Source organism: Ruegeria sp. YTSC230 (assembly GCF_059609665.1).
Genome location: NZ_JBXWMC010000010.1, coordinates 150,186 through 174,693 on the forward strand (window position 1 = coordinate 150,186; position 24,508 = coordinate 174,693).

General features: G+C 57.9%; 29 protein-coding genes. 11 read left to right on the plus strand and 18 right to left on the minus strand.

All coding sequences use genetic code 11. The features are described from left to right. Positions 1-3 precede the first annotated feature (3 nt). The gene (locus AC2FD9_RS19055; RefSeq protein WP_113791802.1) at positions 4-1,089 is read right to left on the minus strand and encodes a polyamine ABC transporter substrate-binding protein; all 1,086 of its coding nucleotides are present in this window, start codon (positions 1,087-1,089) and stop codon (positions 4-6) included. A gap of 140 nt (positions 1,090-1,229) precedes the next feature. On the opposite strand from AC2FD9_RS19055, the gene AC2FD9_RS19060 reads away from it, so the two are divergent. Both AC2FD9_RS19060 and AC2FD9_RS19065 read left to right on the plus strand, forming a co-directional pair. Continuing rightward, entirely contained in the window at positions 1,230-1,913 is a 684-nt protein-coding gene (locus tag AC2FD9_RS19060) for a GntR family transcriptional regulator (RefSeq protein WP_496699456.1), read from the plus strand. Between the two features lie 76 nt (positions 1,914-1,989). Continuing rightward, on the plus strand, positions 1,990-3,387 hold the full coding sequence (locus AC2FD9_RS19065) for an aspartate aminotransferase family protein (protein ID WP_282170524.1): 1,398 nt from the start codon (positions 1,990-1,992) through the stop codon (positions 3,385-3,387). 390 nt (positions 3,388-3,777) lie between these two features. Here the strand turns inward: AC2FD9_RS19065 and AC2FD9_RS19070 are convergent, their stop codons facing one another. From AC2FD9_RS19070 to AC2FD9_RS19080, 3 genes are all read right to left on the minus strand, one after another. Beyond that, a complete protein-coding gene (locus AC2FD9_RS19070) occupies positions 3,778-4,962 on the minus strand; it encodes a lytic murein transglycosylase (protein WP_496838440.1) in 1,185 nt (394 codons plus the stop codon). Next, positions 4,922-5,068 carry a hypothetical protein gene (locus AC2FD9_RS19075; RefSeq protein ID WP_233493530.1) on the minus strand — a complete coding sequence of 49 codons (147 nt, stop codon included), beginning with the start codon at positions 5,066-5,068 and terminating at the stop codon, positions 4,922-4,924. Before AC2FD9_RS19075 ends, AC2FD9_RS19070 begins: the two co-directional genes overlap by 41 nt. Positions 5,069-5,139: 71 nt before the next feature. Next, a complete protein-coding gene (locus AC2FD9_RS19080; RefSeq protein WP_496838387.1) occupies positions 5,140-5,853 on the minus strand; it encodes a helix-turn-helix transcriptional regulator in 714 nt (237 codons plus the stop codon). Between the two features lie 22 nt (positions 5,854-5,875). On the opposite strand from AC2FD9_RS19080, the gene AC2FD9_RS19085 reads away from it, so the two are divergent. Together AC2FD9_RS19085 and AC2FD9_RS19090 are read left to right on the plus strand one after the other, a co-directional pair. Further along, a complete protein-coding gene (locus AC2FD9_RS19085; RefSeq protein ID WP_496838389.1) occupies positions 5,876-6,634 on the plus strand; it encodes a glutathione S-transferase family protein in 759 nt (252 codons plus the stop codon). After that, positions 6,631-7,017 carry a DUF1801 domain-containing protein gene (locus AC2FD9_RS19090; RefSeq protein WP_496838391.1) on the plus strand — a complete coding sequence of 129 codons (387 nt, stop codon included), beginning with the start codon at positions 6,631-6,633 and terminating at the stop codon, positions 7,015-7,017. Before AC2FD9_RS19085 ends, AC2FD9_RS19090 begins: the two co-directional genes overlap by 4 nt. Here the strand turns inward: AC2FD9_RS19090 and rnr are convergent. Genes rnr through dapE form a run of 3 tightly spaced genes read right to left on the minus strand, consistent with a single transcriptional unit; the run spans position 7,008 to position 11,034 of the window. Then, positions 7,008-9,269: a ribonuclease R gene (rnr, locus tag AC2FD9_RS19095; RefSeq protein ID WP_496838393.1), complete on the minus strand. Its 2,262-nt coding sequence runs from the start codon at positions 9,267-9,269 to the stop codon at positions 7,008-7,010. The genes AC2FD9_RS19090 and rnr overlap by 10 nt on opposite strands. Before the next feature lie 46 nt (positions 9,270-9,315). Beyond that, a complete protein-coding gene (locus tag AC2FD9_RS19100; protein ID WP_282152933.1) occupies positions 9,316-9,891 on the minus strand; it encodes a TIGR04282 family arsenosugar biosynthesis glycosyltransferase in 576 nt (191 codons plus the stop codon). Between the two features lie 3 nt (positions 9,892-9,894). Further along, entirely contained in the window at positions 9,895-11,034 is a 1,140-nt protein-coding gene (gene dapE / locus AC2FD9_RS19105; RefSeq protein WP_496735546.1) for a succinyl-diaminopimelate desuccinylase, read from the minus strand. 209 nt (positions 11,035-11,243) lie between these two features. Here dapE and AC2FD9_RS19110 point away from each other — a divergent pair, with 209 nt between their 5' ends. Beyond that, on the plus strand, positions 11,244-12,302 hold the full coding sequence (locus tag AC2FD9_RS19110) for a transporter substrate-binding domain-containing protein (RefSeq protein ID WP_496735545.1): 1,059 nt from the start codon (positions 11,244-11,246) through the stop codon (positions 12,300-12,302). Here AC2FD9_RS19110 and AC2FD9_RS19115 read toward each other — a convergent pair. Further along, positions 12,299-12,643, minus strand: coding sequence for a DUF8846 family protein (locus AC2FD9_RS19115; protein ID WP_058279829.1), 345 nt, complete (start codon positions 12,641-12,643; stop codon positions 12,299-12,301). The genes AC2FD9_RS19110 and AC2FD9_RS19115 overlap by 4 nt on opposite strands. A 114-nt stretch (positions 12,644-12,757) precedes the next feature. On the opposite strand from AC2FD9_RS19115, the gene AC2FD9_RS19120 reads away from it, so the two are divergent. Beyond that, positions 12,758-13,093 (plus strand): cupin domain-containing protein, encoded by a 336-nt coding sequence (locus AC2FD9_RS19120; RefSeq protein WP_472724597.1) that lies wholly within the window; start codon positions 12,758-12,760, stop codon positions 13,091-13,093. Between the two features lie 57 nt (positions 13,094-13,150). Here AC2FD9_RS19120 and dapD read toward each other — a convergent pair whose 3' ends face one another. The 3 genes from dapD to AC2FD9_RS19135 all read right to left on the minus strand — a co-directional run bounded on the left by dapD (position 13,151) and on the right by AC2FD9_RS19135 (position 15,649). Continuing rightward, entirely contained in the window at positions 13,151-13,978 is an 828-nt protein-coding gene (dapD, locus tag AC2FD9_RS19125) for a 2,3,4,5-tetrahydropyridine-2,6-dicarboxylate N-succinyltransferase (RefSeq protein WP_058279709.1), read from the minus strand. Between the two features lie 109 nt (positions 13,979-14,087). After that, positions 14,088-14,687 carry a GntR family transcriptional regulator gene (locus AC2FD9_RS19130; protein ID WP_108861081.1) on the minus strand — a complete coding sequence of 200 codons (600 nt, stop codon included), beginning with the start codon at positions 14,685-14,687 and terminating at the stop codon, positions 14,088-14,090. Positions 14,688-14,731: 44 nt separating this feature from the next. Then, entirely contained in the window at positions 14,732-15,649 is a 918-nt protein-coding gene (locus tag AC2FD9_RS19135; RefSeq protein ID WP_058272610.1) for a threonine/serine dehydratase, read from the minus strand. A 79-nt stretch (positions 15,650-15,728) separates the two neighbouring features. Between AC2FD9_RS19135 and AC2FD9_RS19140 the strand changes: the two genes are divergently transcribed. Together AC2FD9_RS19140 and AC2FD9_RS19145 are read left to right on the plus strand one after the other, a co-directional pair. After that, the gene (locus AC2FD9_RS19140; protein ID WP_058272611.1) at positions 15,729-16,571 is read left to right on the plus strand and encodes an LOG family protein; all 843 of its coding nucleotides are present in this window, start codon (positions 15,729-15,731) and stop codon (positions 16,569-16,571) included. Positions 16,572-16,574: 3 nt separating this feature from the next. After that, on the plus strand, positions 16,575-17,675 hold the full coding sequence (locus tag AC2FD9_RS19145) for a cystathionine gamma-lyase (protein ID WP_496838396.1): 1,101 nt from the start codon (positions 16,575-16,577) through the stop codon (positions 17,673-17,675). Here AC2FD9_RS19145 and AC2FD9_RS19150 read toward each other — a convergent pair whose 3' ends face one another. Continuing rightward, a complete protein-coding gene (locus tag AC2FD9_RS19150; protein ID WP_058272613.1) occupies positions 17,676-18,059 on the minus strand; it encodes a hypothetical protein in 384 nt (127 codons plus the stop codon). Positions 18,060-18,217: 158 nt separating this feature from the next. Here AC2FD9_RS19150 and AC2FD9_RS19155 point away from each other — a divergent pair, with 158 nt between their 5' ends. Further along, on the plus strand, positions 18,218-19,135 hold the full coding sequence (locus AC2FD9_RS19155; protein ID WP_496838398.1) for a DnaJ C-terminal domain-containing protein: 918 nt from the start codon (positions 18,218-18,220) through the stop codon (positions 19,133-19,135). Next, positions 19,132-19,476 (plus strand): hypothetical protein, encoded by a 345-nt coding sequence (locus tag AC2FD9_RS19160; protein WP_058272615.1) that lies wholly within the window; start codon positions 19,132-19,134, stop codon positions 19,474-19,476. The genes AC2FD9_RS19155 and AC2FD9_RS19160 overlap by 4 nt, the downstream gene beginning before the upstream one ends. A 7-nt stretch (positions 19,477-19,483) precedes the next feature. Here the strand turns inward: AC2FD9_RS19160 and AC2FD9_RS19165 are convergent, their stop codons facing one another. From AC2FD9_RS19165 to AC2FD9_RS19185, 5 genes are all read right to left on the minus strand, one after another. Next, a complete protein-coding gene (locus tag AC2FD9_RS19165; protein WP_496721928.1) occupies positions 19,484-20,110 on the minus strand; it encodes a cytochrome P460 family protein in 627 nt (208 codons plus the stop codon). A 232-nt stretch (positions 20,111-20,342) separates the two neighbouring features. Beyond that, the gene (gene rlmN, locus AC2FD9_RS19170) at positions 20,343-21,530 is read right to left on the minus strand and encodes a dual-specificity RNA methyltransferase RlmN (RefSeq protein ID WP_496838400.1); all 1,188 of its coding nucleotides are present in this window, start codon (positions 21,528-21,530) and stop codon (positions 20,343-20,345) included. Positions 21,531-21,609: 79 nt separating this feature from the next. Beyond that, positions 21,610-21,987 carry a lysozyme inhibitor LprI family protein gene (locus tag AC2FD9_RS19175; RefSeq protein ID WP_109310621.1) on the minus strand — a complete coding sequence of 126 codons (378 nt, stop codon included), beginning with the start codon at positions 21,985-21,987 and terminating at the stop codon, positions 21,610-21,612. A gap of 147 nt (positions 21,988-22,134) precedes the next feature. Further along, on the minus strand, positions 22,135-22,302 hold the full coding sequence (locus AC2FD9_RS19180; protein ID WP_186437396.1) for a hypothetical protein: 168 nt from the start codon (positions 22,300-22,302) through the stop codon (positions 22,135-22,137). Positions 22,303-22,473: 171 nt separating this feature from the next. Then, on the minus strand, positions 22,474-23,007 hold the full coding sequence (locus tag AC2FD9_RS19185) for an invasion associated locus B family protein (protein WP_058272619.1): 534 nt from the start codon (positions 23,005-23,007) through the stop codon (positions 22,474-22,476). 178 nt (positions 23,008-23,185) lie between these two features. On the opposite strand from AC2FD9_RS19185, the gene AC2FD9_RS19190 reads away from it, so the two are divergent. Further along, positions 23,186-24,184: an asparaginase gene (locus tag AC2FD9_RS19190; RefSeq protein ID WP_496838403.1), complete on the plus strand. Its 999-nt coding sequence runs from the start codon at positions 23,186-23,188 to the stop codon at positions 24,182-24,184. A gap of 2 nt (positions 24,185-24,186) precedes the next feature. Here AC2FD9_RS19190 and AC2FD9_RS19195 read toward each other — a convergent pair whose 3' ends face one another. Then, positions 24,187-24,507: a YciI family protein gene (locus AC2FD9_RS19195; protein WP_496838405.1), complete on the minus strand. Its 321-nt coding sequence runs from the start codon at positions 24,505-24,507 to the stop codon at positions 24,187-24,189. Position 24,508: the final 1 nt, after the last annotated feature.

Here is a 24,508-nt window from a genome sequence, read left to right on the forward strand (position 1 = left end):
GGTTCAGGTGCCCGATTTGATTTTGGTCCACAGGCGGGTCACGCTCCGCTGCGTTTTGACGGGATAAGGCGTCGTGATGTAGAGATTCTGCATCGTGGCATCACTCGGATAGATTGCCTGATCACCAATCACGTCTTCCTCAAGGAACTCCTGAGAAGCCTTGTTGCCATTGGCATAGTACACATAGTTCGATGCGGCAGCCATGTTGTTGGCGTCCAGAATGAAGTTCAAGAACTGGTGTGCGCCTTCCGGGTTCGGAGCATCCGCCGGGATGGCCATCTGGTCGAACCACATCAGCGAACCTTCAGCGAATGGGTGGTATTCAATTTCCACGCCATTTTCGGCCTCGGCCGCGCGATCCCGCGCTTGCAGGATGTCACCTGACCAACCGACAGCTACGCAGATATCGCCATTTGCCAGCGCGTTGATGTATTCCGAGCTGTGGAATTTCTGGATATGCGGGCGAACGCCAGCCAGGACTTCTTCGGCTTTACCGATCACATCGGTGTCATGGCTGTCCGGATCTTCACCGATATACTGCAGCACCATAGGAATAATCTCGGCCGGAGCGTCCAGGAAATGGACGCCGCACGAGGCCAGCTTTTCCATATTCTCCGGCTTCAGAACCAAGTCCATGCTGTTCAGAGCAACGTCATCGCCCAGCACTTCCTTAACCTTACCAACGTTAACGCCGAGGCCGGTCGTCCCCCACATGTAGTTGATCGAATAGGCGTTGTTCGGGTCATAGCCTGCGGTACGTTCCTGAATCACGTCCCAAAGGTTTCCTGAATTCGAAAGCTTTGCTTCGTCCAGTTCCTGAAAGGCGCCAGCTTGAATCTGACGCTGTAGAAACGTGCCCGACGGCACAACCACGTCATAGCCTGATCCTCCGGCCAGCATCTTGGTTTCCAGAACCTCGTTGCTGTCAAACACGTCGTAGATCAGGGTCAGCCCTGTCTCTTCTTCGAATTTTTTCAGTAGATCCTCGTCGATATAGTCGGACCAGTTGTAGACGCGCACCTCTTCGGCAAAAGCCGCCGAAGTCCCCAGCGCGACAATCGCTGTCATCGTCAGCGTTTTGATTGACATATTTCTCTCCCTGCAAGTGTACGGGTATTCTCCCGTTTTTTTTGATTTGATCAAGTTTTGCGTTTTCCCCCGATCCATCGTATGGTTTCACGAGGTCAGGCGTCTGGCAAGTCGACACCACGCGAAACAGGGTAAACCACTTGGATTTGATCAAAAATAAAGCATCCAGCTCGAAGGTGGATGAGGGAAAAAGACCGGCGCATGAACAGGTGTACCAAACCCTGAAATCGCAGATCATGTACGGTGATCTGGTCCCGGGACAACCCGTCACGATACAGGGTTTGACCGAATCGCTCGGGGTTGGAATGACCCCCGTCCGCGAGGCGATCCGGCGGCTGATTTCGGATGGCGCACTGGTGTTTCAGGGCAATCGGCGCGTCAGCGTGCCTTTGTTGTCGGGCACCGATGTCGAGCAGATGATTTTTGCCCGAATATCAATAGAATCAGAGCTTTCCAGACGGGCAACCGCGAATCTAAAACCTGCTGATATCGATCAGCTCGAGAGGCTTGATCAGCGATTGGATCAGACAATCACAGACGGCGACGTCAGTGGTTATTTGCGCTTGAACCACCAGTTTCATGAAACGCTCTATGCGCATGCGGATGCCCCGATTCTCAACGATCTGGCCGAGCGGCTTTGGCTGCGGTTCGGCCCCTCACTACGCGTTGTCTGCGGACGGTTCGGAACACATAGCCTGCCGGATCGGCACAAGGACATCATCGCAAGCTTGCGGGCGAAAGATGCGGAAAAGGTCGCGAAAGCAACCGCTCAGGACATTGAGCAGGGTATGGAATTGATGTCGGACGCTTTGATCTCTGCCTGATTCAGGTCGATTCGATTGACACGAAAAAATTTGATCATATTGTGACGGGTAACCGCCTTTTGCAGGAGATTCTCTGATGTCGACCATCACCAATCACATGCCGACCGCCGAATTGCAGGCGCTGGATGCGGCGCATCATATGCACCCGTTTTCGGCCAACGGATCATTGGGCGAGGAAGGTGCGCGCGTCATCACTCGTGCCAAAGGCGTGTACCTGACCGATAGCGAAGGCGAAGAGATTCTGGACGCCATGGCCGGTCTTTGGTGCGTCAATATCGGTTACGGTCGCGATGAACTGGCCGAGGTTGCTGCCCGTCAGATGCGTGAACTGCCCTATTACAACACGTTCTTCAAAACGACCCATATTCCAGCCATCGCTTTGGCAGCCAAGATCGCAGAACTGGCGCCGGGGGATCTGAATCACGTGTTCTTCGCGGCGGGCGGGTCCGAGGCAAATGACACCAACATTCGCCTGGTGCGCACCTATTGGGCTGAGAAGGGTCAGCCGAACAAAAACATCATCATCAGCCGCCACAATGCCTATCACGGGTCCTCCGTTGGTTCGGCCTCACTGGGCGGTATGGCTGGCATGCATGCGCAGGGCGGCATCCCGATCCCGAACATCCACCACATCAACCAACCGAACTGGTGGGCAGAAGGCGGCGACATGGCGCCGGAAGAGTTTGGCCTGGCCCGCGCGCGTGAGCTGGAAGAAGCCATTCTGGAACTGGGCGAAGACCGCGTCGCGGCCTTTATTGCCGAACCCGTGCAGGGTGCGGGCGGGGTGATCGTTGCCCCCGATACCTACTGGCCCGAGATCCAGCGCATTTGCGACAAATACGATATCCTGTTGATCGCCGATGAGGTGATCTGCGGCTTTGGGCGCACAGGCAACTGGTTCGGGTCCGAAACCGTTGGTATCAAACCGCATATCATGACGATCGCTAAGGGCCTCAGCTCGGGTTACGCGCCCATTGGCGGATCCATCGTGAATGACGAGATTGCCGAGGTGATCGGCGGCACCGAGTTCAATCACGGCTATACCTATTCCGGCCACCCGGTCGCTGCGGCAGTCGCATTGGAGAACCTGCGCATCCTCGAAGAAGAAGGCATCGTCGACCACGTCCGCGACGTGGCCGCCCCCTATCTGAAAGAGAAATGGGAGGCCCTGGCCGATCATCCATTGGTCGGTGAGGCCAAGATCGTCGGCATGATGGCCTCAATCGCTCTGACGCCGGATAAGGCCAGCCGCGCCAAATTCGCGTCCGAGCCCGGTACGGTCGGCTACATCTGCCGCGACCGCTGCTTTGCCAACAACCTGATCATGCGCCATGTGGGCGACCGGATGATCATCTCACCCCCGCTGGTCCTGACTCCTGCGGAAATCGATGAGATGTTCGTGCGGATTCACAAGTCACTGGACGAGGCGCAGGCCGAGATCATCGCGCAGGGGCTGATGAAAGCAGCGTCATAGTCCAGATTGCTACTTTCCGGGTTTAAGGGGCGCACTAAAATGCGCCCCTTCTCACTTTCTAAATCGCAATTGCACGTCAATCGATCCAGCTCAATTGCTGAACACAGCTAGATTCAATCAAATCGATCGACAAAAAGAAGTATTCTTGTATCGCGCGGCAAATAAAAATTTATCGCGCGATAAATATCTTGATTTGATGTGACTCAGATTCAAGTATGCGAATGCGAGTCGGTTATTTGTATTACCTCTACCGGCGTCGCGACCCGCTCTTCTGCTGGGTCCACCTCCCGTCTATCGTAGTGAGTGCCGGTAGTCGGGAGGTTGCACAGCCAATACCTGAGAAAGTATCCGCGGCGCATACCCAGGCAATAGATCAACGCCCCTCCATTGTCACCGCAACGCTTCCAAGAGGTTCAGACTGGCATATCCGTCTGGCAGCAACCCCTGCGCCAATTGATAAGCCCGAACAGCTTTGACTGTGTTTGGCCCTGTGCGCCCGTCGACGCCTTGGGTATCAAATCCAGCCTCTGTCAGTCGGGATTGCAGTTCCTTTTTCTCGGTGAAACTCAACACCCGGTCACCACGCGGCCATTCGGTTTGGAACGACCCCCGTCCAGCCAGACGGTCGGATAGATGGCCGATGCCGATCACATAGGCGTCGGCACCGTTGTATCTCTCGATGACTTTGAAATTATCGAAGATCATCAGCGCGACGCCCTGCCCTCCGGCAGGCAACAGGATCGCCGCCTGCCCGTGATCCGATACAGGCGCGCCGTTCGCCGCCACCACGCCACGTGCGGCCCATTGTGAGGGCATCAATGTGTGATCCCGCCTTGCAGTGGAATAGTCGAACCCTTTGGGCAGCGTCACCTCGACGCCCCACGGCTGCCCCTTGGTCCACCCATGCCGCGCCAGATAGGCGGCGGCTGAGGCCAGCGCATCGGTTGGATCGTCCGACCAGATATCGCGCCGCCCATCCCCGTCGAAATCAACCGCATGATCCAAAAACGAGGTTGGCATGAACTGCGTATGACCCATTGCCCCAGCCCAGCTGCCCATCATGTTGCGCGGGCTGACGTCGCCCTCCTGAATGATCTGCAATGCGGCGATCAACTGGGTTTCGAAGAATTGCGCGCGCCGTGCGTCATACGCCAAAGTTGCCAGAGATCGGATGGTGTGGTCGTTGCCCCGAAACGTTCCAAACGACGTCTCAAGCCCCCAGATCGCTGTCACGACCTCTTTTTCGACACCGTACTTGGCTTCGATGCGGGTCAGTGCTTCGGGATGGCGCTCCAACCCCGCCCGGCCGTTTCTGATGCGCGTGTCTGAGACTGCAGAATCCAAATACTCCCAAATGGGTTTCGAAAACTCTGCCTGGTTGCGGTCGCGCCTGATCACTTCCTTATCGTAGGTCAATCCCGCCAGCGACCGATCCAGAGTTGAGGTTGATATCCCCTGCTCTACCGCCCGTTCACGAAATGCTCCAAGCCACGCCTGAAACCGCGCGTTTCCTTCCGTCGACACCCGGTACTCCTTAGCTGAGGGTCGTAAAGCTGGCCGGATCGATATCGCCACGCCAGCTGACGCCAGCTGTATGGCCTGTGATCCGCCCAGAGTATTGATAGATTCCGCCTGCACAATGGATGCCCATAATGCGGCGGTCATAACGCCACCTATGCATTTACGCATTCCGAATTTTCCTGGTTACTGCTCGACCTCAGAATACCTCAAAATTCGCGATTTCCAAAGCGTTCAGCTTGACCCCTCGCGATCTTTTGCTTTGTGTTCCGCACGAATTCCGGCAAGTGCCTCACGCAGCAAAGGGATGCGGTTTGGTCTAAAGCTTTCGCCTGTCACGGACATTTCGCGTATCCGGTCCAGCCGAAAGACGCGAAAATCCTGCCTCAGATGGCACCACGAAATTAAAACGCTGGCGCGGTCCATATAGACGATACTCAGTGGGTTCACCTTGCGGCGCGTGCCATCGCCCTTGGCATCAGTGTAGGCGAACTCGATCGTGCGTTCGTCCCATGTGGCCTGCCGCAAGTCAGCCACCGCGATGGTGGGCTTGGCTGGGCGATCAAAGCGCGTTGCCGTCAGTACTGCATGGGACAGGCGGTGAGATTGGCGCTGTGGCAATCGCCCCTGCAATTTGCGCAACGTATTGCTGGCAGCGTCTGCCAACCCAGGATCACCAATGGCCTGAACCTCTCGCAGCCCCAAAACCAGCGCTTCAAGTTCATCATCTGTGAACCCAAGCGGCGGCAGGGTTGCGTCTTCGATCAGGGTAAAGCCAAAACCGGCCTCACCGTCGATCACCGCTCCAAGCCCGCGTAACGACTCAATGTCGCGATGGACGGTGCGCGGCGAGACGCCCAGATCCTGCGCCAGTTGCTGGGACGTCTTCGGCGAAGGACCAGAGCGCAAGGCTTGCATCAATTGGAACAGGCGGGCGGTTCGGGACATAGTGCAGATTAATCTAAACCTGATGACAGAAACTGTCATCAGGCAAAGCTATTCCTCGGGCATCCCGAATTTGGAGCCTCCGATGTTGACCCTTATGATTTACCCTTCGGCCTTTGGCCTGTTCAGCGCCAGCCCTTTTTGCGTCAAGGCCGCTTACATGCTGGAACACGCGGGCCAGCGTTGGCAGCGGTCTGATATGTTGGACCCTCGCAAGATGCCCCACCAGAAACTGCCGGTTCTGCGCACGGCAGAGCGTCTTGTCCCGGACAGCGATCTAATTCGCGATTGGCTTGAGGCGCAGGGCGCAAACTTCGACACTGGGTTAAGCGACATACAAAAGGCACAGGCACGAACACTGATCCGCTTGGCAGAGGAACACATCTATTTTCAGGTCGTCCAGGACAGATGGGCCAATGACGAAGTTTGGCCATTTCTGCGCAAGACCTTCTTTTCGGTTATTCCTGCGTTGATCCGAACGCCGGTGTCGAACTCAATCCGGAAAAAGGTCGTCCAGGGATTGGTGTTTCAGGGTGTCGGCCGCTTCTCTCCCACTGAGCGTCAGGATCGATTGGAGCGGGACCTTGAAGCGATATCCGCTTATTTGTGGCAATCGCCGTACCTTCTGGGCGACCGGCCAACCTCAGCAGATATGAGCGTTGGGCCCATGTTGGCTGCAATGCGCGCAACACCGGTGGAAACCCCGCTGACCCAGCGGATCAAACAGGATAGGCTGCTCAACGACTACGTGGACCGAATGGAGCAGGCAATACCGCTGCCATGACACCTTTTGACGACCCTGCAGTGCTAACCGCCTTTGAAGCGTTCCCCAAGGACACCCGTTCGGGTGTCCTCGTCTTGCGCGAGCTGGTGTTTTCAACCGCCGGGACTTTGCCTAAAGCCCAGCCATTGAATGAAGCACTGCGGTGGGGTCAACCCGCCTATCTGGCGCCCAAAGGGTCAACCATCCGGCTGGGCGGGTACAAAGCGGCATCCTTTGCGCTGTTTGTGCATTGTCAAAGCCGGTTGATGGGTGATTTCACCACCGCTTTTCCGGGCGAAGATCGGATCGATGGCAACCGGGCCATTCTGTTTGATGACCCGGATCAGATTGATGAAATCCGGCATGGCTGGCTGATCGCACGGGCGCTGACCTATCACCTTTGACGCCGTTTGCGTTCAACCTTGCGCTTGATCTTGTCCTTCTTGCGCTTGGTGCTGACCGCCTTGCGCCGTGCGCCCCCGCGCTTAGCGGGCCCGCCTCCGCGCGGCAGGGCCTGGTCATCGATGGACAGCAGCTCCAACTCGAGCCCGCCGGTAACGGGCGTGGCCTCGGTCAGGCGCACGGTGACACGCTGACCGATGGCGATGATCAAACCGGTGTCTGATCCCATCAGCGTGCCGGCTTCGCGGTCGAAATGGAAAAACTCGCGCCCCAGTGACCGGACGGGCACCAGGCCGTCCGCGCCGGTTTCGTCCATCTTCACAAATGCACCGAACCGGGCAATTCCGCTGATACGACCGCTGAACTCATTGCCCACACGCTCGCTCAGATAAGCGGCAAGATAGCGATCCGTCGTATCCCGCTCGGCCATCATCGAGCGGCGCTCGGTGTCCGAGATATGCGTTGCCGTTTCATCGAGCCGCGCGATTTCATCCTCGGTCAACCCGTCGTCACCCCAGCCATGCGCCGTGATCAACGCCCGGTGCACGATCAGGTCCGCGTAACGACGAATGGGAGAAGTGAAATGCGCATAGTTGCGCAACGCTAACCCGAAATGGCCGAAATTCTCGGGATTGTAATAAGCCTGTGCCATTGAGCGCAAAGTTGAAAGGTTGATCAGCTCTGCATCCTCTGTCCCGGCAGCCGCGTTCAGCAATGCATTCAGGTGCCGGGTTTGCAGCACCTGACCCTTAGCCAAATTTAGGCCCGCAGCCTGCGCGGTTTCCCGCAGGCTTTCCAGCTTTTCTTGCGCCGGTTCCTCGTGCACACGGAACAGCAACGGGCGTCGCTTGGCGATCAATGTCTCGGCGGCGGCGACATTGGCGAGGATCATGAACTCCTCGATCAGCTTGTGCGCGTCCAAGCGGTCGCGGAAGGCCACGCTTTGGACCTCACCCGCGTTGCTGAGAACGATCTTGCGTTCGGGCAAGTCCAGTTCCAGCGGTTGCCGTTCTGCCCGTGCTTTCTTAAGCGCGGCATAGGCATCATAGAGCGGCTTCAACACAGGCTCTAACAAAGGTCCTGTGCGGTCGTTTGGATTGCCGTCGATAGCGTCTTGAACTTCGACATAGTGCAGCGAGGCGGCCGAGCGCATGAGACCACGTACAAAGCGATGAGCAATCTTGTTTCCATCCGCATCGATCTGCATCCGAACAGCGATACAGGCGCGCGGAACGCCTTCGTGCAGCGAACACAGGTCTCCAGAGAGGCGATCCGGTAGCATTGGCACCACCCGATCCGGGAAGTAGCTGGAGTTGCCGCGCTTGCGCGCCTCACGATCCAGCGCGGTACCGGGCTGCACATAGGCCGCAACGTCGGCGATGGCGACCCAGATCACATGCCCGCCAGGATTCTTGGGGTCATCATCGGCATGCGCATAACAGGCATCGTCATGATCCCGTGCGTCAGATGGGTCGATGGTCAGCAAAGGCATATCCCGCAGGTCTTCGCGGCCTTTCAACCCGACAGGTTTGGCCTTATCGGCTTCGGCAATCACCTTGTCAGGGAAATCATCCGGAATGCCGTGCTGATGAATTGCAATCAGTGACACAGCCTTGGGCGCCGATGGATCACCCAGCCGTTCCACAATGCGCGCGCGCGGCAGGCCCATTCGGTTCTTTGGCCCAGCCTGTTCAGCCTCGACCAATTCTCCATCCTTGGCACCCAATACGGCCCCATCAGCAACCAGCCATTCGGTCTGACCGGCTTTGTCGATGGGCACGATCCGTCCGCCTTCCGCACCTTTGCGAAAGATGCCCACGATCTTGCGCGGGTTCGTCCCGACACGTCGGATCAGGCGTGCTTCGTAATTGTGGTCTTCTTCATGCACAACCGTGAGGCGGGCCAGAATGCGGTCGCCCTCGCCCAGCGCAGGATCGCTGGCACGGGTGATGAGCAGAATGATCGGCTCGACCCCTTCGCCATGCCATTCCAAGGGCCGTGCGAACAGGTCGCCATCCGCATTCGGAGCCTTCACCTGCAGCACGCTGACCGGTGGCAGGCGGTCCGGGTCGCGATAGCTGCGCTTGCGCTTTTCCAGATGCCCTTCGGCCTCTAGCTCTTTGAGGATACGCTTCAGGTCAATCCGATCCGCGCCCTTGATACCAAAGGCTTTGGCGATATCGCGTTTCGAGGTCAGGGTGGGGTTCGCCGAGATCCAATCGAGGACCTCCTGCTTGGTAGGTATGCGAGTCATACCTCCGGCCTATCACGGGTATGCGACCGCGTCATGACCAAAAAGTTCAGGGCGTCAAGTCAGCCACCGTATCAACGTCGCGCAGATGGTCCAGCAATCCTACGCGGCACCCCGGAACTGAGGCCAGAGTGTCAGCCAGCGCAGTTTCAGTAGACCAGCGTACATTACGGAACAGGCTTTTCGGCAACGCCTTGTACCGCTGAGCCCCTACCAACCAATAGCCACCGTCCGGCGCAGGGCCAAATACAAATTCCGACTGTCCCAATTCCTTGAAGGCTCGTGCGATATGCTGGGATGTGATCCCGGGAATGTCCGCGCCGATCAGACAAACCGGTCCCTGCGGCATGCCGCGCAACATGCGCCCCATGCGGTCGCCCAGATCGCCTCGCCCTTGCGCCGCGCGGGGCAGATCAACGGGCCAGATGCGGCTGGTCAGACCTTCGCGATCCGGGGCGACGGCAAGCACAATCTGCCAGCGTGGGTCCCGCAAACGCCGGATCAGCGCGCGTGTCTGATGGCGAAACCACCATGCAGCACCAACCATGCCGATGTCGCGCCCCAGCCGCGTCTTGACCCGACCCGGGCGAGGTTCTTTCACCATGATGACCAATGTGCGCTGCATGGTTCAGGCGAAATAGTCCCGAAGGATGCGCGTGTAGATCGCCTTGAGCTGTTCGATCTGCGCCACCTCGACGCATTCATCGACCTGATGCATCGTTCTGCCGACAAGGCCGAACTCAACCACTGGGCAATGGTCTTTGACAAACCGCGCATCCGAGGTGCCACCTGTTGTCGACATCTCGGGGCGTACACCGGTTTCGGTCTCGACCGCTTTCGCGACCAGATCAGACAGGGGGCCGGGTGGGGTCAGAAAGCTCTCGCCTGAGATCTTGATCCGGACATCGATCGCGACATCGTAGGTTTCAGCCACGGCTTTGGCTTCGGCCTGCAACCACTCACTGAGGCTGGCGCCCGAGTGCAGATCGTTAAAGCGAATGTTCACGGCTCCGGTACATTGCGCCGGAATCACGTTGGTTGCTGCGTTGCCCGTGTCAATACTCACAACGGCCAGGGTTGAGGCATCGAAATGGTCCGATCCCTGATCCAGTTCGTGGCTGGCCAGCTGATGCATCAAACGCGCCATGGCGGGCAGAGGGTTTTTGGCCCGGTGCGGATAGGCCGAATGCCCCTGCTCACCGGTCACCGTGAACCAGGCGGTCATCGAACCACGCCGCCCGATCTTCATCATCTCGCCCATTGTGTTGGGGCAGGTCGGCTCGCCTACCAAACAGGCAGACATGCGTTCTCCGGCCTTGGACATGTAGTCAAGCAGTGCGGTGGTGCCATCCACTGCGTCCGCCTCCTCATCGCCCGTGATCGCAAGAATAATCGCCCCGTCCGGGGGTGTGTCGCGCACGAAATCCACAGCGGCCGCCGCAAAGGCCGCCACGCCGGATTTCATGTCTGTGGCCCCGCGCCCATACATCACACCTTCGCGGATTTCTGCACCGAACGGGGGCATCGTCCAGGCCGCTTCGTCCCCCACCGGGACAACGTCAGTGTGCCCATTGAACCCAAAGCTGCGCGGATGGTCTTTCGGCCCCCAGCGCGCGTACAAATTGCTGACATCGCCCCGGTCCGCGCGGGTGCAGTCGAACCCTGCGTCAGACAGAAGCTTCTCCAACAACACAAGCGCGCCACCTTCCTCAGGTGTGACTGATGGGCAACGGATCAGGTCCGCCGTCAACTTCACCGGATCTGTCATTTCTGGGCCCTTTTGGTTGGTTCAATCGCGGGATCGTGCACAGATTCAACGAATTGGACCAATTGCCAACCCCTCGCCACCGGATTCCGGGCGCTTTTTTTCGCGAGTCTTGAAATGACACCCCAATAAAACATGGCGGTTTACCTTGCGGCCACCTTGCCGTGCCTTTCAAATCTGCGTTAGAGGGCCGCGAAACAGGTGAATTGACGATGATACGTGCGCTTCTCGTTTGGATCTGCCTGACTTTCGCCGTTCTTGCACAGCAAAGCCAGGCGCAGACGCTTTCGGTCACGACCGTGACCCGCCCCCCGTTTTCCTATGTCGAGGACGGGGCCCAAACCGGTTTTTCAATGGACCTGCTACAAGCCTTGTCCGAGGCACTGAATTGGGACTACTCGGTCACCAGGGTCGAGGCCTTCAGCGATATGCTGGGTGCTGTGCAGGAAGGAACCGCGGACCTGGCTGTGGCCAATATCTCGATCACGGCTGCGCGTGAAACGCAGATGGATTTCAGCCAGCCCATATTCGAGGCCGGTCTGCAGATCATGGTGCCATCGGATGCAGCGCGCAGACCATCGCTGCTGCACGCTTTGCTGTCCGTTGAATTGTTCATCGCCATCGGACTGGCCTTTGCGATCCTGCTTGGCGGCGGGATGCTGATGTGGGGGTTTGAGCGTCGAGCCCAGCCCTATTTCGACCGTAAGCTGAATGAGGCATGGTTCCCGTCATTCTGGTGGGCGCTGAATCTTGTGGTCAATGGCGGATTCGAGGAACGCATGCCGCGCACTCCGTTCGGACGGTTGCTGGGCGTGGTACTGGTGGTGTCCTCACTGTTCATCGTATCGGTCTTCACAGCGCGCATCACGTCGGTCATGACCGTGGATGCCATCAGCGGCAACGTGAACTCGGTCAACGATCTTTACGGCAAGCAGGTGGGCACAATCTCGAACTCAACTGCCGCAAACTTCCTGAACCGGCGCGAGATCGAATTTTCCGGTTATGAAAACCTGGATGATGTGCTGACCGCATTCCAGGATAAGGAGTTGGACGCCGTTGTCTTTGACGCGCCGATCCTGTCCTATTACGCGGCGCATGAAGGACGCCGGATCGCATCGATGACTGGCGGTGTTTTTCTGCGAGAGAATTACGGGATCGCGTTCCCAACCGGCTCGCCATTGGTCGAGGACGTGAACCAGGCTCTGCTTGCGCTGCGCGAAGACGGCACCTATGACGAGATTTACCGCAAATGGTTCGGGGTGCGGAACTAAGCCGGTTCTTCATCCCCGAAAAACGGCGTCATTTGCGCCACGATAACGGCGTTTTCGTCCAAGGCCCGCTGCATCAAGTCGCGTTCGTCCGGGTCGATGTCGTGCCCCTGCGCCTCACGCTCGGCCAGAGTTCCATAACCGGTGACGTCCAGTGGCGCAGTGTCGGCCTGTTTCAGGATCGCCACGGTTTCACGCACCGCTTCAGCCTCATCCACGCCGCTAGCAAAACACATCAGCGCTGCTCCGGTCGCACCTTCGGGCAGACCGTCGCCTTCTTTTCGGCCAATCTGAACGAGCAATGTATAAACTTGCTGACGGGACGGTTTCTTTTGCTTTTCCATGCAGGGGGCCATAGCGGCGCGCCTGTCCGTGGTCAAGCAGCCGGGAATTGCGGGAAGCCCCCAGCACGTCCATAGTACCCGCGAAAACCCATTTCAAACTGCAAAGGATTTTTCATGGCCTACCCAAATTTTATTACAGACTTCCCCAGCCTCGACGTCCCATTCCCCGAGGACGTGGTGCAAACCGCCGTCATCCGGTCAGATGCGGGTTTGGTCGCGTTCTTCACCTTCCTCAAGGATTTCGAACTGCCACCGCATTCACACAAGGCGCAATGGGGCACGGTGGTCGAGGGCGAGGTTGAACTGACAATCGGCGGAGAAACTAAGACCTATCGCCCCGGCGACAGTTATTCGATCCCGTCTGGTGTTGAACACGGCGGGAAAATCAAAGCCGGAAGCCGCGTGATCGACGTGTTTGAGGAACCCGACCGCTATCCAGTCAAAGGATAAACAAAAAAAGGGCTGCAGCGAGATACGCTACAGCCCCGTTTCAAATCCGCACTTGATTTAGTCGCGCAGCAGTTCGTTAATCCCGGTTTTCGAACGGGTCTTCTCGTCCACACGCTTTACGATCACGGCGCAATACAGGTTGACGTTGTTCTTGGACGGCATCGAGCCCGCGACAACCACTGAGTACGGTGGAACTTCGCCATAAGTGACTTCGCCGGTTTCGCGATCCACGATCTTGGTGGATTTGCCGATAAAGACGCCCATTCCCAAAACCGAGCCTTCGCGCACGATGCAACCTTCGACCACTTCGGAGCGCGCGCCGATAAAGCAATTGTCTTCGATGATGGTCGGGCCGGCCTGCATCGGCTCCAGAACGCCGCCGATGCCAACACCGCCTGACAGGTGTACGTTCTTACCAATCTGCGCGCAGGAACCAACGGTGGCCCAAGTGTCGACCATGGTGCCTTCGTCGACATAAGCGCCCAAATTCACGAAGGACGGCATCAGAACCACACCGGGTGCGACATAGGCCGATTTGCGAACAACACAGTTCGGCACCGCGCGGAAACCGGCTGCGCGCCACTGGTTTTCACCCCAGCCGGCGAACTTGCTGTCCACTTTGTCCCACCAGCCGCCATCCTGTGGACCGCCGGTCTGGATTTCCATATCCTTGATGCGAAAGCCCAGCAGAACTGCCTTCTTGGCCCACTGGTTCACATGCCAATCACCGCTTTCCAGCTTTTCAGCAACCCGCAGCGAACCGCTGTCCAGCGCGGCCAGCGTATCCTCGATCGCTTCGCGTTGTTCGCCGGTGGTGGCGGGCGTAATGGTGTCGCGCGCCTCCCAGGCGGCTTCGATAGCGGTTTCCAGTTGCGCGTTGGACATCGGATGGCTCCCTGCAGAATCTGTTCACGTTTGTTTGGCCTATACGCAACTGCACCTCGCGGTGCAATGCGACGCAGGAGGTACGATTTGCGGCTAGGTTGACCTGTGATCAGCTTGCGCGGCGGATATGGCGCGTCAGAATGGCCGTCGCCGTGGCCGCGTCCTTGCGCTTGAGCGCTTGAACGATGGCTGCGTGGTCACCATCCGCACGGTGTACCCACTTGGGGCGCCAATGGGCAAACAGGTGGCGCGCGCCGGCGATATGCAGGTCATCAATCGCATGCAGTAGGCGTGGCAACCCGCACGGCGTCAGGATCGAGCGATGAAAGGTACGGTTGCACGCTTCCCACTCGGGCATCGTTTGCGCAGCATCACAGGCGATCCGAGCATCATCCGCCTCTTTAAGCGCGCCAGGCGTCATATTCTGTACCGAATGCTGCAAGGCCAGGGATTCCAGCGCAACGCGCATTTCAACCACTTCGCGCACTTCTGCCGGGTCCAGCGCCGAAACACGCATACCGCGGCGCGGCTCACTTTGGGCCAACCCGTGCGCTTCCAGACGCAGCAATGCCTCGCGCACCGGTACATGGCTGGTCTCAAAGGCCCGCGCGATGTGATCCTGACGTAGCTTTTCACCGGCAACCAATTCGCCCGTGATAATCTTCTGTCTAAGGTTTTGGTAAATTGTGTCGGCGATCGTAGTGGTCATAGATTATCGATAAAATCCTTAACCACCTTCCACAAGCCGATAATTCACTCCATCAACGGGTCCGGCGCAATATTTCCCCCGCACACCAGAACCGCCACGCGTTCGTCTGGTTCTGGCTTATAAACACCTGAGGTTAAAGCCGCCAACGCGGTCGCACCGGCCGGTTCGACCAATATGCGATGGGTCTGCCACAGCGCCTTTTGCCCGGCTGTAATCGCCTCGTCTGAGACAAGAACAGATGTCATTCCTTTCGCAAGATCGAAACAAATCCCTCCGATCCGCCGCGCGCCCAGCGCATTGGCGGCAACCCCGGATACAGAAACATCCACCGGCTCACCCGCCTGCAGCGCCGCGTTCAGCGCGCAGGAGGTTTCCGGTTCGACTGCTACGATCTTGCGTGCCCCATCAAACCAACCCAAAGCCCCGCCAATCAGGCCACCGCCGCCCACGGCCACCAGAACGGTGTCAGCCTGCAGCCCCTGTGCCTCCCATTCGGCAAAACACGTGCCCTGCCCTGCTACGGTTGCCGGTGCATCATAGGCGTGGATTTGCATCGCCCCGGTCGCAGCCTCATGCGCTTTGGCCTCGCTCAGAGCGTTAGCGTATTCACCCTGTACAACTGTCAGATCTGCGCCCGTCTGTTCAATCAGGGCGATCTTGGATGGTCCGGCAAGGTCTGGCACGAAAATCTTGGCCGGATATCCCAGCGTTTGTGCCGCATACGCCGCCGCCGCACCGTGATTGCCGCCCGAAGCCGCCACAACGCCAGCCTCGGGCACGTCCAAACTGAGCAGCGTATTAAACGCCCCGCGCGCTTTGAAACTGCCCGTGTGCTGCATATGCTCCAGCTTCATTTCGACCGGATAATCCAATCCGGGCACGCGGCTTTCAATCACCGGGGTCACCTGCGCATACCCATTGATCCGTTCGGCGGCGGCGGAAATTTCACTCTTCCAATTCATTCTTGTTCTTCCGTGACTGGCACTCTGCCTGCGAACCCTATAGCTGTTTTATGAACACGCAAGCAGGGAACCATCACCCATGAGAGAAGACCGCCTCAGCCCTTTCCGCGACGCCCAGACTGACCGCTCGACCGCGAGCGAGGTGCCGGACACGCCGCAGACGCGCTCACCCGCCTATCGCCTTGCCTTTGCAGACGATGATTTCCTGTGTCGGGATGAGCTACGCCCCGTGCGTTTGCAGCTGGAGTTGCTGAAGCCCGAGATGATCATGACCGAACGTGAGATCACCTCGACCATCGTCATGTTCGGTGGCGCACGCATTCCTGAGCCGTCGCAGAAACACACTGCGCGAACCCAGACGCTGGCCAACCTGTCGCAATATTACGACGAAGCGCGGGAATTCGCCCGTCTGATGACCGAAAAATCCAATGAAACCGGCTGCCGCGAGAACGTGATCGTCACCGGCGGTGGCCCCGGCGTGATGGAGGCCGGAAATCGCGGTGCCCAGGATGCTGGCGGTTGTTCGATTGGCCTGAACATTGTGCTGCCGCACGAGCAGGCGCCGAACCTGTATGTAACGCCCGATCTCAGCTTTAATTTCCACTATTTCGCCATTCGCAAGATGCATTTCCTGATGCGCGCCCGCGCAATCACCATCTTCCCCGGCGGCTTCGGCACGATGGACGAGCTGTTCGAGTCGCTGACGTTGATCCAGACTGGCCGGATGGAGCGTGTGCCCTTCCTGCTGTTCGGTCGCGAATTCTGGGAAAAAGTCATCAATTGGGAGGCGCTGGCCGATGCGGGGACCATCTCGGACGAGGATCTCGATCTGTTCCGCTTTGTCGATACCGCACAAGAGGCGGTCGACATTATCGATAACTGGGAACCGGCCCCACCCCGCGACGAAATTCCGGGGCGCTGAAACATGAAGCCGCCTAAGACCGGTGAGATGTTGCACTTGCGCGGGAACGCACTGAACAAGGGCGATCCGGTGGCCCTGCCGCTGACGCAAAGCAGTATGTACCATCTGCCCGGCGTACCGGACGGGCATCCGACCTATGGTCGGGTCGACAACCCGACCTGGGTGCATCTGGAACACGTGCTGTCCCATTTGGAAGACGCGCCCTGTCTGACCTTTCCTTCGGGCATGGGGGCGATTTCTGCCGCTTTGTTCGCGACGGTCAAAGCCGGATCCCATATCCTGATTCCGTCGGACGGGTATTATGTCACACGACTGCTGGCCGATCGGTTCCTGTCCAATCTGGGCGTCTCGGTTACCGAGCGTCCGACGACAGCGTTCGCAGAGGGCGGGTTTGACGGCTTCGACGTGGTCTTTTTGGAAAGCCCCTCGAACCCCGGTCTGGATATGATGGACCTGCCTGCGATCGCCACTGCCGTTCGCACGGCGGGCGGTCTAACGATTGCAGACAACACAACGATGACCCCACTGGGTCAACGCCCGTTGGATATGGGCATCGACGTGGTGGTGGCCTCCGACACCAAGGCTATGGGCGGGCATTCGGACCTGCTAATGGGTCATGTCGCCAGCCGCAACGCGCAAATCATGGAACGGGTCGAGGAATGGCGGCGCGTTTCCGGCGCGATCCCCGGCCCGCATGAGGCATGGCTGCTGCATCGCGGGTTGGAAACGCTGGACGTTCGTTTCGACCGGATGTGTGCATCAGCGCAAGTGCTCGCGGAACGGTTGGCAGAACATGAGGCCGTGAAACAGATCCGCTATCCCGGCCTGTCGGAAGACCCGTCCTATGCTCTGGCCAAGGCGCAGACGTCCCGGTTTGGGTTCTTGTTGTCGATCACGTTAGAGGCCGAGGAAAAGGCCGAAACTTTTATCAACACCTGCCCGATGCTGCGACCGGCCACATCGTTTGGCGGCGTTCATAGTTCTGCTGAACGACGCGCACGCTGGGGCGATGACGTCGATCCGGCCTTTATCCGCTTGTCTGTCGGCTGTGAACCGGCGGATGAACTGTGGCAGGCGATTGAAACCAGCCTGAACGGGCTTTGATTATTTCTTGGGCTCGCGCAATTCGGTGAACACATAGATCGGCAGCAGAACGCTGGCGATCAACGCGCCCAGCCAAACGAGCAGGGTCGCTGCTAACAGATTGGCAACGCCGCCAACGGTCAGCCCTGCCGTAATCAGATCCGTCACCAACAGACCGACAAACGTTACGATCAAAGCAATCCCACCTTTGATCGAGGGGGCTTTTTTCTCACCCAGTTTCAGGATCAGCGGCTCGGCCACGACCTGCACCAGAGTGAACACGATCACCACGACGATGAATGATATCGGTTTGATCGCAAACCCCGACAACAACAGCGTCGCAAGCAACAACCCGATGGCATTCCCGGCCAACAGGGCCAGTGCGGATTTTATTCTGCGCGTCATGGGGTTCTCCGTGAATGATCAATTAGAAACATGCAGATGTTAACAGACTCGAAGGAATTTGCGAGCGGTTTCAAAAGCCACTTCCTTTTGGGTCATTGAAATCGCATGATAAAACACATTCATAAAGATCAGACCCACCCCCATCGACGAGAGATGTGATGAGCGACGATCCCTATACCGTTCTTGGTGTCGCCAAAGACGCCAGCGCCGCCGAGATCAAGAAGGCTTATCGGCGCATCGCCAAAGAGTGCCACCCGGACCTGAAACCCGGGGATGACGAGGCTGAAGCCAAGTTCAAGGCCGCCGCTTCGGCTTATGACCTGCTGAAAGATGCGGATACACGCGCGCGTTACGATAGTGGCGAAATTGATGCCTCGGGTCAGGAACGTCCCCAGCAGCAGTATTATCGCGAATATGCCGAGGCCGCCGGGAACCCTTATCGTGGGCGCGCAGCAGACCCGGATGACATGTCCGACATCTTTGCCGAATTCATGCGGGGCCGCGGAGGATACCAGCAGCGCACGCACGAATTTCACGCGCCGGGCCACAATCGCGCTTACAATCTGCAGATCAGTTTTCTGGACGCGGTGTTTGGCGCCAGCCAAAAGCTGACGCTGCCAGATGGTGACCGGATCGAGGTGAAGATTCCTGCGGGCATCACCAATGGACAAACTATCCGCCTGCGCGGCAAAGGCGACCCGGGTTTTGGCGAAGGCCCGCCCGGCGATGCTTTGGTCACTGTGTCAGTGGCTAAACACCCAGTCTTTGATCGCCAGGGCGATGACATTCATATTACTCTGCCCATCACGATTGATGAGGCCATTCTGGGTGGCAAGGTTCCTGCCCCCACCATAGACGGCGGCGTCAATGTCAGTGTTCCAGCCGGCACCAGCAGCGGTAAAACCCTGCGTCTGCGTGGCAAGGGAGTTAAGAAACGCGGCTCGTCCGATCGCGGCGATCAGTTGATCGAACTGACCGTGTCCATGCCCGATCAGATTGATGACGAGTTGAAGCAATTCATGGAGACATGGCGCGAAACCCACAGCTATGATCCACGGAAAGGAATGCCGTCATGACCCGCACCCTGACCGAAGAGCAGCTGATCGCAACCGTCACCCGCCTGACCTCGACCCGGCTGACCGAATACCTGGCTGCCGAGATCGTCATTCCCGAGCAAACCGAGCAGGGGTTGGTGTATCACACCCTCGACGTGGCGCGGTTGGAGCTGGCGTGCGAGTTGCACGACCAATACGAGATGGAGCCTGATGCGCTGTCGATGATGATCTCACTGATCGACCAGATGCACGGCCTTCGGGCCGAGTTACGAGAGGTTCTGAATGCGGTAGAAACACAACCGGAGCCGGTGCGTCAGACATTGATCGAGGTAATTGGAACGGCGCGGTTCGGTCGCAAGTAACCCGCGCTTAGTTGCCGACAACATACTCTTCGGGAACAAAGAAAGTGTAATCCCGATCAGCCACCGCTTCGTGACAATCGTGGCAATAGACGACAGCGTCCGAACGCGCGCCCATCGTGTCACCAAACAAAGACCCGTCGGGCATGACCATGATATAGCGCCAGTCCGCAGTTTCCGGGCTGGTGCCTTCGGCGAGTTTTTCCATCACGAACAAAGCCCCGGGATGGACGTTGCCCTCGTCCGTGACCGTGACGCTGTCCTTGGCCAGCACTGACCCCATCGGCAGCTTTTCACCCTCGGCCAAAGTACCATAGTTGTGCGCCATGCGGTTGGCATAGCTGTTCACATAGCGCTGCCCATGGGTTGCCGAGATGTAAGGCGCGTCGTTGAACAGCGGCCATGCCTGATAGTTCATCAGCAAATCCAACTGCGCGGCGGCATAGCCACGCTCCATCCTTCGCTGCAGGGACTTGTAGATGCCCAAAGCTTCTTCTTTGGACAGCTCGGCAGGATTTTCAATGGCAAGGTGAGCATCCTCACCACTGGATTGAGCGCCAGCCTGATGCGCAGCAAGCCCCACCACAAACAAAGCCGCAAGAAATGTCGGAAACAGTCTTATAAATCGTACAAACATGTATTTGGCCCACCTGTTTCAAAAGGTTCGCCTGAACGCCGCAAGTTACGTGTAAAATGATAGCGGCCATGAACAAACGCGCCACGACCGGAATGCGACTCTCACTGCTTTGTGCGCAAGCGTGAGGCCTAGGCAGCCGGTTTCAGCCCCCAAAACATATCAAATTGTGCATACAAATAACAGCGGCCAGAAAATTAATTTCTTGGCGTAGTTTGCACGAAATTTGGGCTTGTCAGCTCTGCAATCCCGCTTCGGCTTCGATCTGCTTGCGGGACTTGCGGGCGCGCTCTGTGGCCGATTTCAACTGACCGCAAGCTGCCATGATGTCCTCGCCACGCGTCTTGCGAATGGGAGAGGCATATCCCGCCTGATAAATGATGTTCGCAAACGCCCGGATGCGGTTGTTCGAGCTGCGCTTATAAGGCGCGCCGGGCCATTCGTTGAACGGAATCAGGTTGATCTTGGCGGGAATGTTGTGGCTTTTGATGTGGTCGATCAAACGATGCGCATCTTCGTCGCTATCATTCACACCATCCAGCATCACGTATTCAAAAGTAATCCGCTCGGAGTTGGACACCTTGGGATAATTTGCCAATGCCTGCAGCAGTTCTTGGATGTTCCAGCGCTTGTTGATGGGCACCAGAAAATCGCGGGTTTCATCCGTTGTCGCGTGGAACGAGATCGCCAGCAAGCAGCCGATCTCGTCAGCTGTGCGCGCAATTTCCGGCACCACGCCGGACGTCGACAGGGTGATCCGACGGCGTGACAGAGAAATGCCTTCGGGGTCCATGGCGATCTTCATCGCGTCGCGCACGTTTTCGAAGTTATAAAGCGGCTCACCCATGCCCATCAGAACGATGTTCGACAACAGGCGTGTTTCGTCCTTTGGCGCACCAGGGGTCGGCCATTCGTCCAGATCGTCGCGGGCCATCATCACCTGACCGACGATTTCTGCAGCCGTCAGGTTGCGCACCAGTTTCTGCGTGCCCGTATGGCAGAAGGAACAGGTAAGCGTGCAGCCAACCTGAGACGAGATACACAGCGTCCCGCGATCCTCTTCGGGGATGTAGACAACCTCGATCTCATGGCCACCCGCGATGCGGCACAAGTACTTGCGCGTGCCGTCTTCGGACACCTGCCGAGTCACGACTTCGGGGATTTCCACAACGAAATTCTCAGCCAGTTGCGCACGATACGCTTTGGCGAGGTTGGTCATCTCGGCAAAATCGCGCACGCCCCATTGATAGATCCACTGCCAGATCTGCCCGGTCCGCATCTTGGCCTGCTTTTCCGGCGTGCCATGTTCGATCAGAGCGTCACGCAACTGATCACGGGTCAACCCGACTAGGTTGATCTTCCCCTCGGGCAGTTTGCGGGGGATGGTCATGACATCTTGAGTGATCGGCGCTTTGGGCGACATGTTGCTATCTCAACGAATTCGGGCTTGGGATGCGCCTCTATATAGGATCGCGCGCAAAGATCAAAAGAATTCGTATCATTTAATTTGCCATGCGCAGCAATTCGTCCGCGCGCGCCCGGCCCAGATCGACGCGACAAGACGCGATGGCGATACCGGTGCCAGAGCCGCCGCCGTATGAAGCACCCACTGCTTCACATTGCGCATCGCGATATCCTCTCCATGCCTCTTGTGCAGCCTCAAGTGCCGGTTGTGCGACCACACGGTCTGTGACCTCGTCCAACTCAACTGCGGACTGCATGGCGAAGCCATAGCTTGTCTCAACAGCCATATTCACGCGTTTCTCCATCTCCCCAACGCAGGCTCCGATTTCGACCTGCGAACCTGCGTCGAAACATTCCAGGCTGGGATCTGCCCACGCGGCCGAAGCGAAAAGCACTGCAATCAAGACGTAACGCATTATCCGTTTCCACATATGAACCCTTGTATGTGGCCACCGTAGCACGCGTTGCGCCATAGTCCCAATTGCAAGTCGGCCGCAAAGGCCAAACCGATGCGACCGAACTATCTGCATTACGATTGCGAGGAATCAGGTCAGGTGAACATGTCAGATTCCTGCTGGCAGGATGTCGCAATCATCCGCGTCCAAAGTTTGCACGGGGTCTTTCGGGCCGCATTGCTCGCCAGAAACCGGATAAGTTTCGTTGTTTTTTTCACATGCGCTCAGAAATACGGCGGCGACCACCAACACAGCAGCAAGAGGTTTGTTAAGCATGGATAAGCTCCTTCCATATATTTGAACTGATTGGTTCAGAAAGATGGATCGCTTGCCTTGATGCGGATCAATTTGGGGTGGTGGACGTAGCGTAAAGATCGGATGACACGTATGATCGCCCACGAAAAAGCCCCGCCAAATGACGGGGCTGCGTAGACCTTTTGTCCTTGCTTATTGAGTGCAGCGCTTTTCGGCGTCTTCGATCGCAGCGCTGAAACCCAACAGCGAGAACGTGTCTTTGGTCTGGGTTCCGCGCTCGGACCGGGCGGTCAGAACGGCCTCGGTGCCGCGCTTCATCGCTGCGACGACCTTCAGGTCTTCGCCCTCGGTTGCCGGCCAGGCCCATTCACCTTCGGTGATCAAAGCGAACTCGGTGCCGTCAATCTCAAGGGTGACCGTCGATCCTGCCGCGAAAGGATAGCCGCCGGTAAAGGTCACCTGACCTTTGACTTCGGCATTCGGGCGGTAGAACACGAACAGCAGGATGTCGCTGCGGCGCACCGAAACCACGCGTCCACCTTTGGTGTTCACAGTCTCTTTGGGCGCGGATACGCTCCAGCACTCTGTGGGATCTTTCTCCACAAAAACGCTCCAGTCGGTCTTCGCAGCAACCCGATTGGTGCTGGTCGCCTGCTGAGCGATTGCGGTTGTGGCCATTCCTGCCACGCACAGACCCGCAATTGTGCGGACGAGTTTTAATCCCATCTGTCCAGCCTCCTAGCTCGACCTAATACCTCATACCCATCGAGACCGCATACGAACTCTGTCGGTTCGTCTGTAAGTTGCGTATTCCGATGATTGTCGACATACACACACTAACGCAGGTTTCGCCACAGGCGAAAGGGCGATTGGCAGATTTTTGCGCATATAATGGAGGGGCCAGATGACGCAGCCGGTACCAATGACAGAACTATGGCGAGGCCCCTTGTTGGAAAGCCTGCATCTGGGCCACGCAGTGATCTGTGACGACAGCGGCCAAATCGTACGCAGCTGGGGCGATCCGGACGCGGTGATTTACCCTCGGTCGTCTGCAAAAATGATCCAGGGGCTGCCGCTGATCACATCGGGTGCAGCCGCCAAATATGGCCTGAACTCCGAGCATCTGGCCCTCGCCTGTGCCTCGCATAGCGGCGCACATATCCATACCGACAGGGTTACTGCCTGGCTGGATCACTTGGGCCTGACCGAACACGATCTGCGCTGCGGTCCGCAAGAACCGCAGGACATGGCCGCGCGCGACGGGCTGATCCTTGCCGATGACACGCCCTGCCAGATCCACAACAATTGCTCGGGCAAACATTGCGGGTTTCTGACGGTTGCACAGCACATGGGCGCGGGACCGGAATACCTTGAGATCGACCACCCCGTACAGCAAGCCTGCCTGTCCGCGCTGGAAGAAACCACTGGGGAAACCAGCCCTGCCTATGGAATCGATGGATGTTCGGCCCCGAACTTTGCGACATCACTGGTGGGACTGGCACGTTCGATGGCGTGGTTTGCCTCGGCCGCTGACCGGTCGGACCGTGCCAGCGACGCAGCGCAACAGCTTACGGCGGCCATGATCAAGCACCCCGAACTGGTGGCGGGCGAAAGCCGCGCCTGTACAGAACTGATGCGCGCTATGGATGGCCGCGCTGCAATCAAAACAGGGGCTGAGGCGGTGTTCATTGCCATCATCCCGAAAAAACGAATGGGTGTTGCGCTGAAAATCACTGATGGCACCACCCGCGCCAGCGAATGCGCAATTGCAGCCATTCTTGTCAGCCTAGGTGTGCTGGAGGCCGATCACCCGGCCACCCGCAAATTCATGAATGCCACGCAATACAGCCGTCGCGGGCTGGAATGCGGCGTAATCAGACCTGCGCCGGGGTTCCCCGGCTAAGGTTACATTTCGATTTCATGCACCTCGGCCACTTCGACCGAGCCTGAGCCGTTGACTACCATGGGACAGCCCTTGGCCATTTCGGTCGCGGCATCAATGCTATCGGCCTTTACAACCGTATAGCCGGATGCCGGGTTTGCGCCGCCATTGTCGACGACGCTTCCGTTGCTGACCGTATAGGATTGACCAACCGGGTTGCCGGGAATGTCCAGCGCCTCACCCATGCCTTGAAACCATGCGCCCCAGGCGGCCATAGTTGCTTCGACTTCGGCAGGGTCGGTTGGTGTAGTTCCGCCGTGATAGACAAACAAATATTGTGGCATT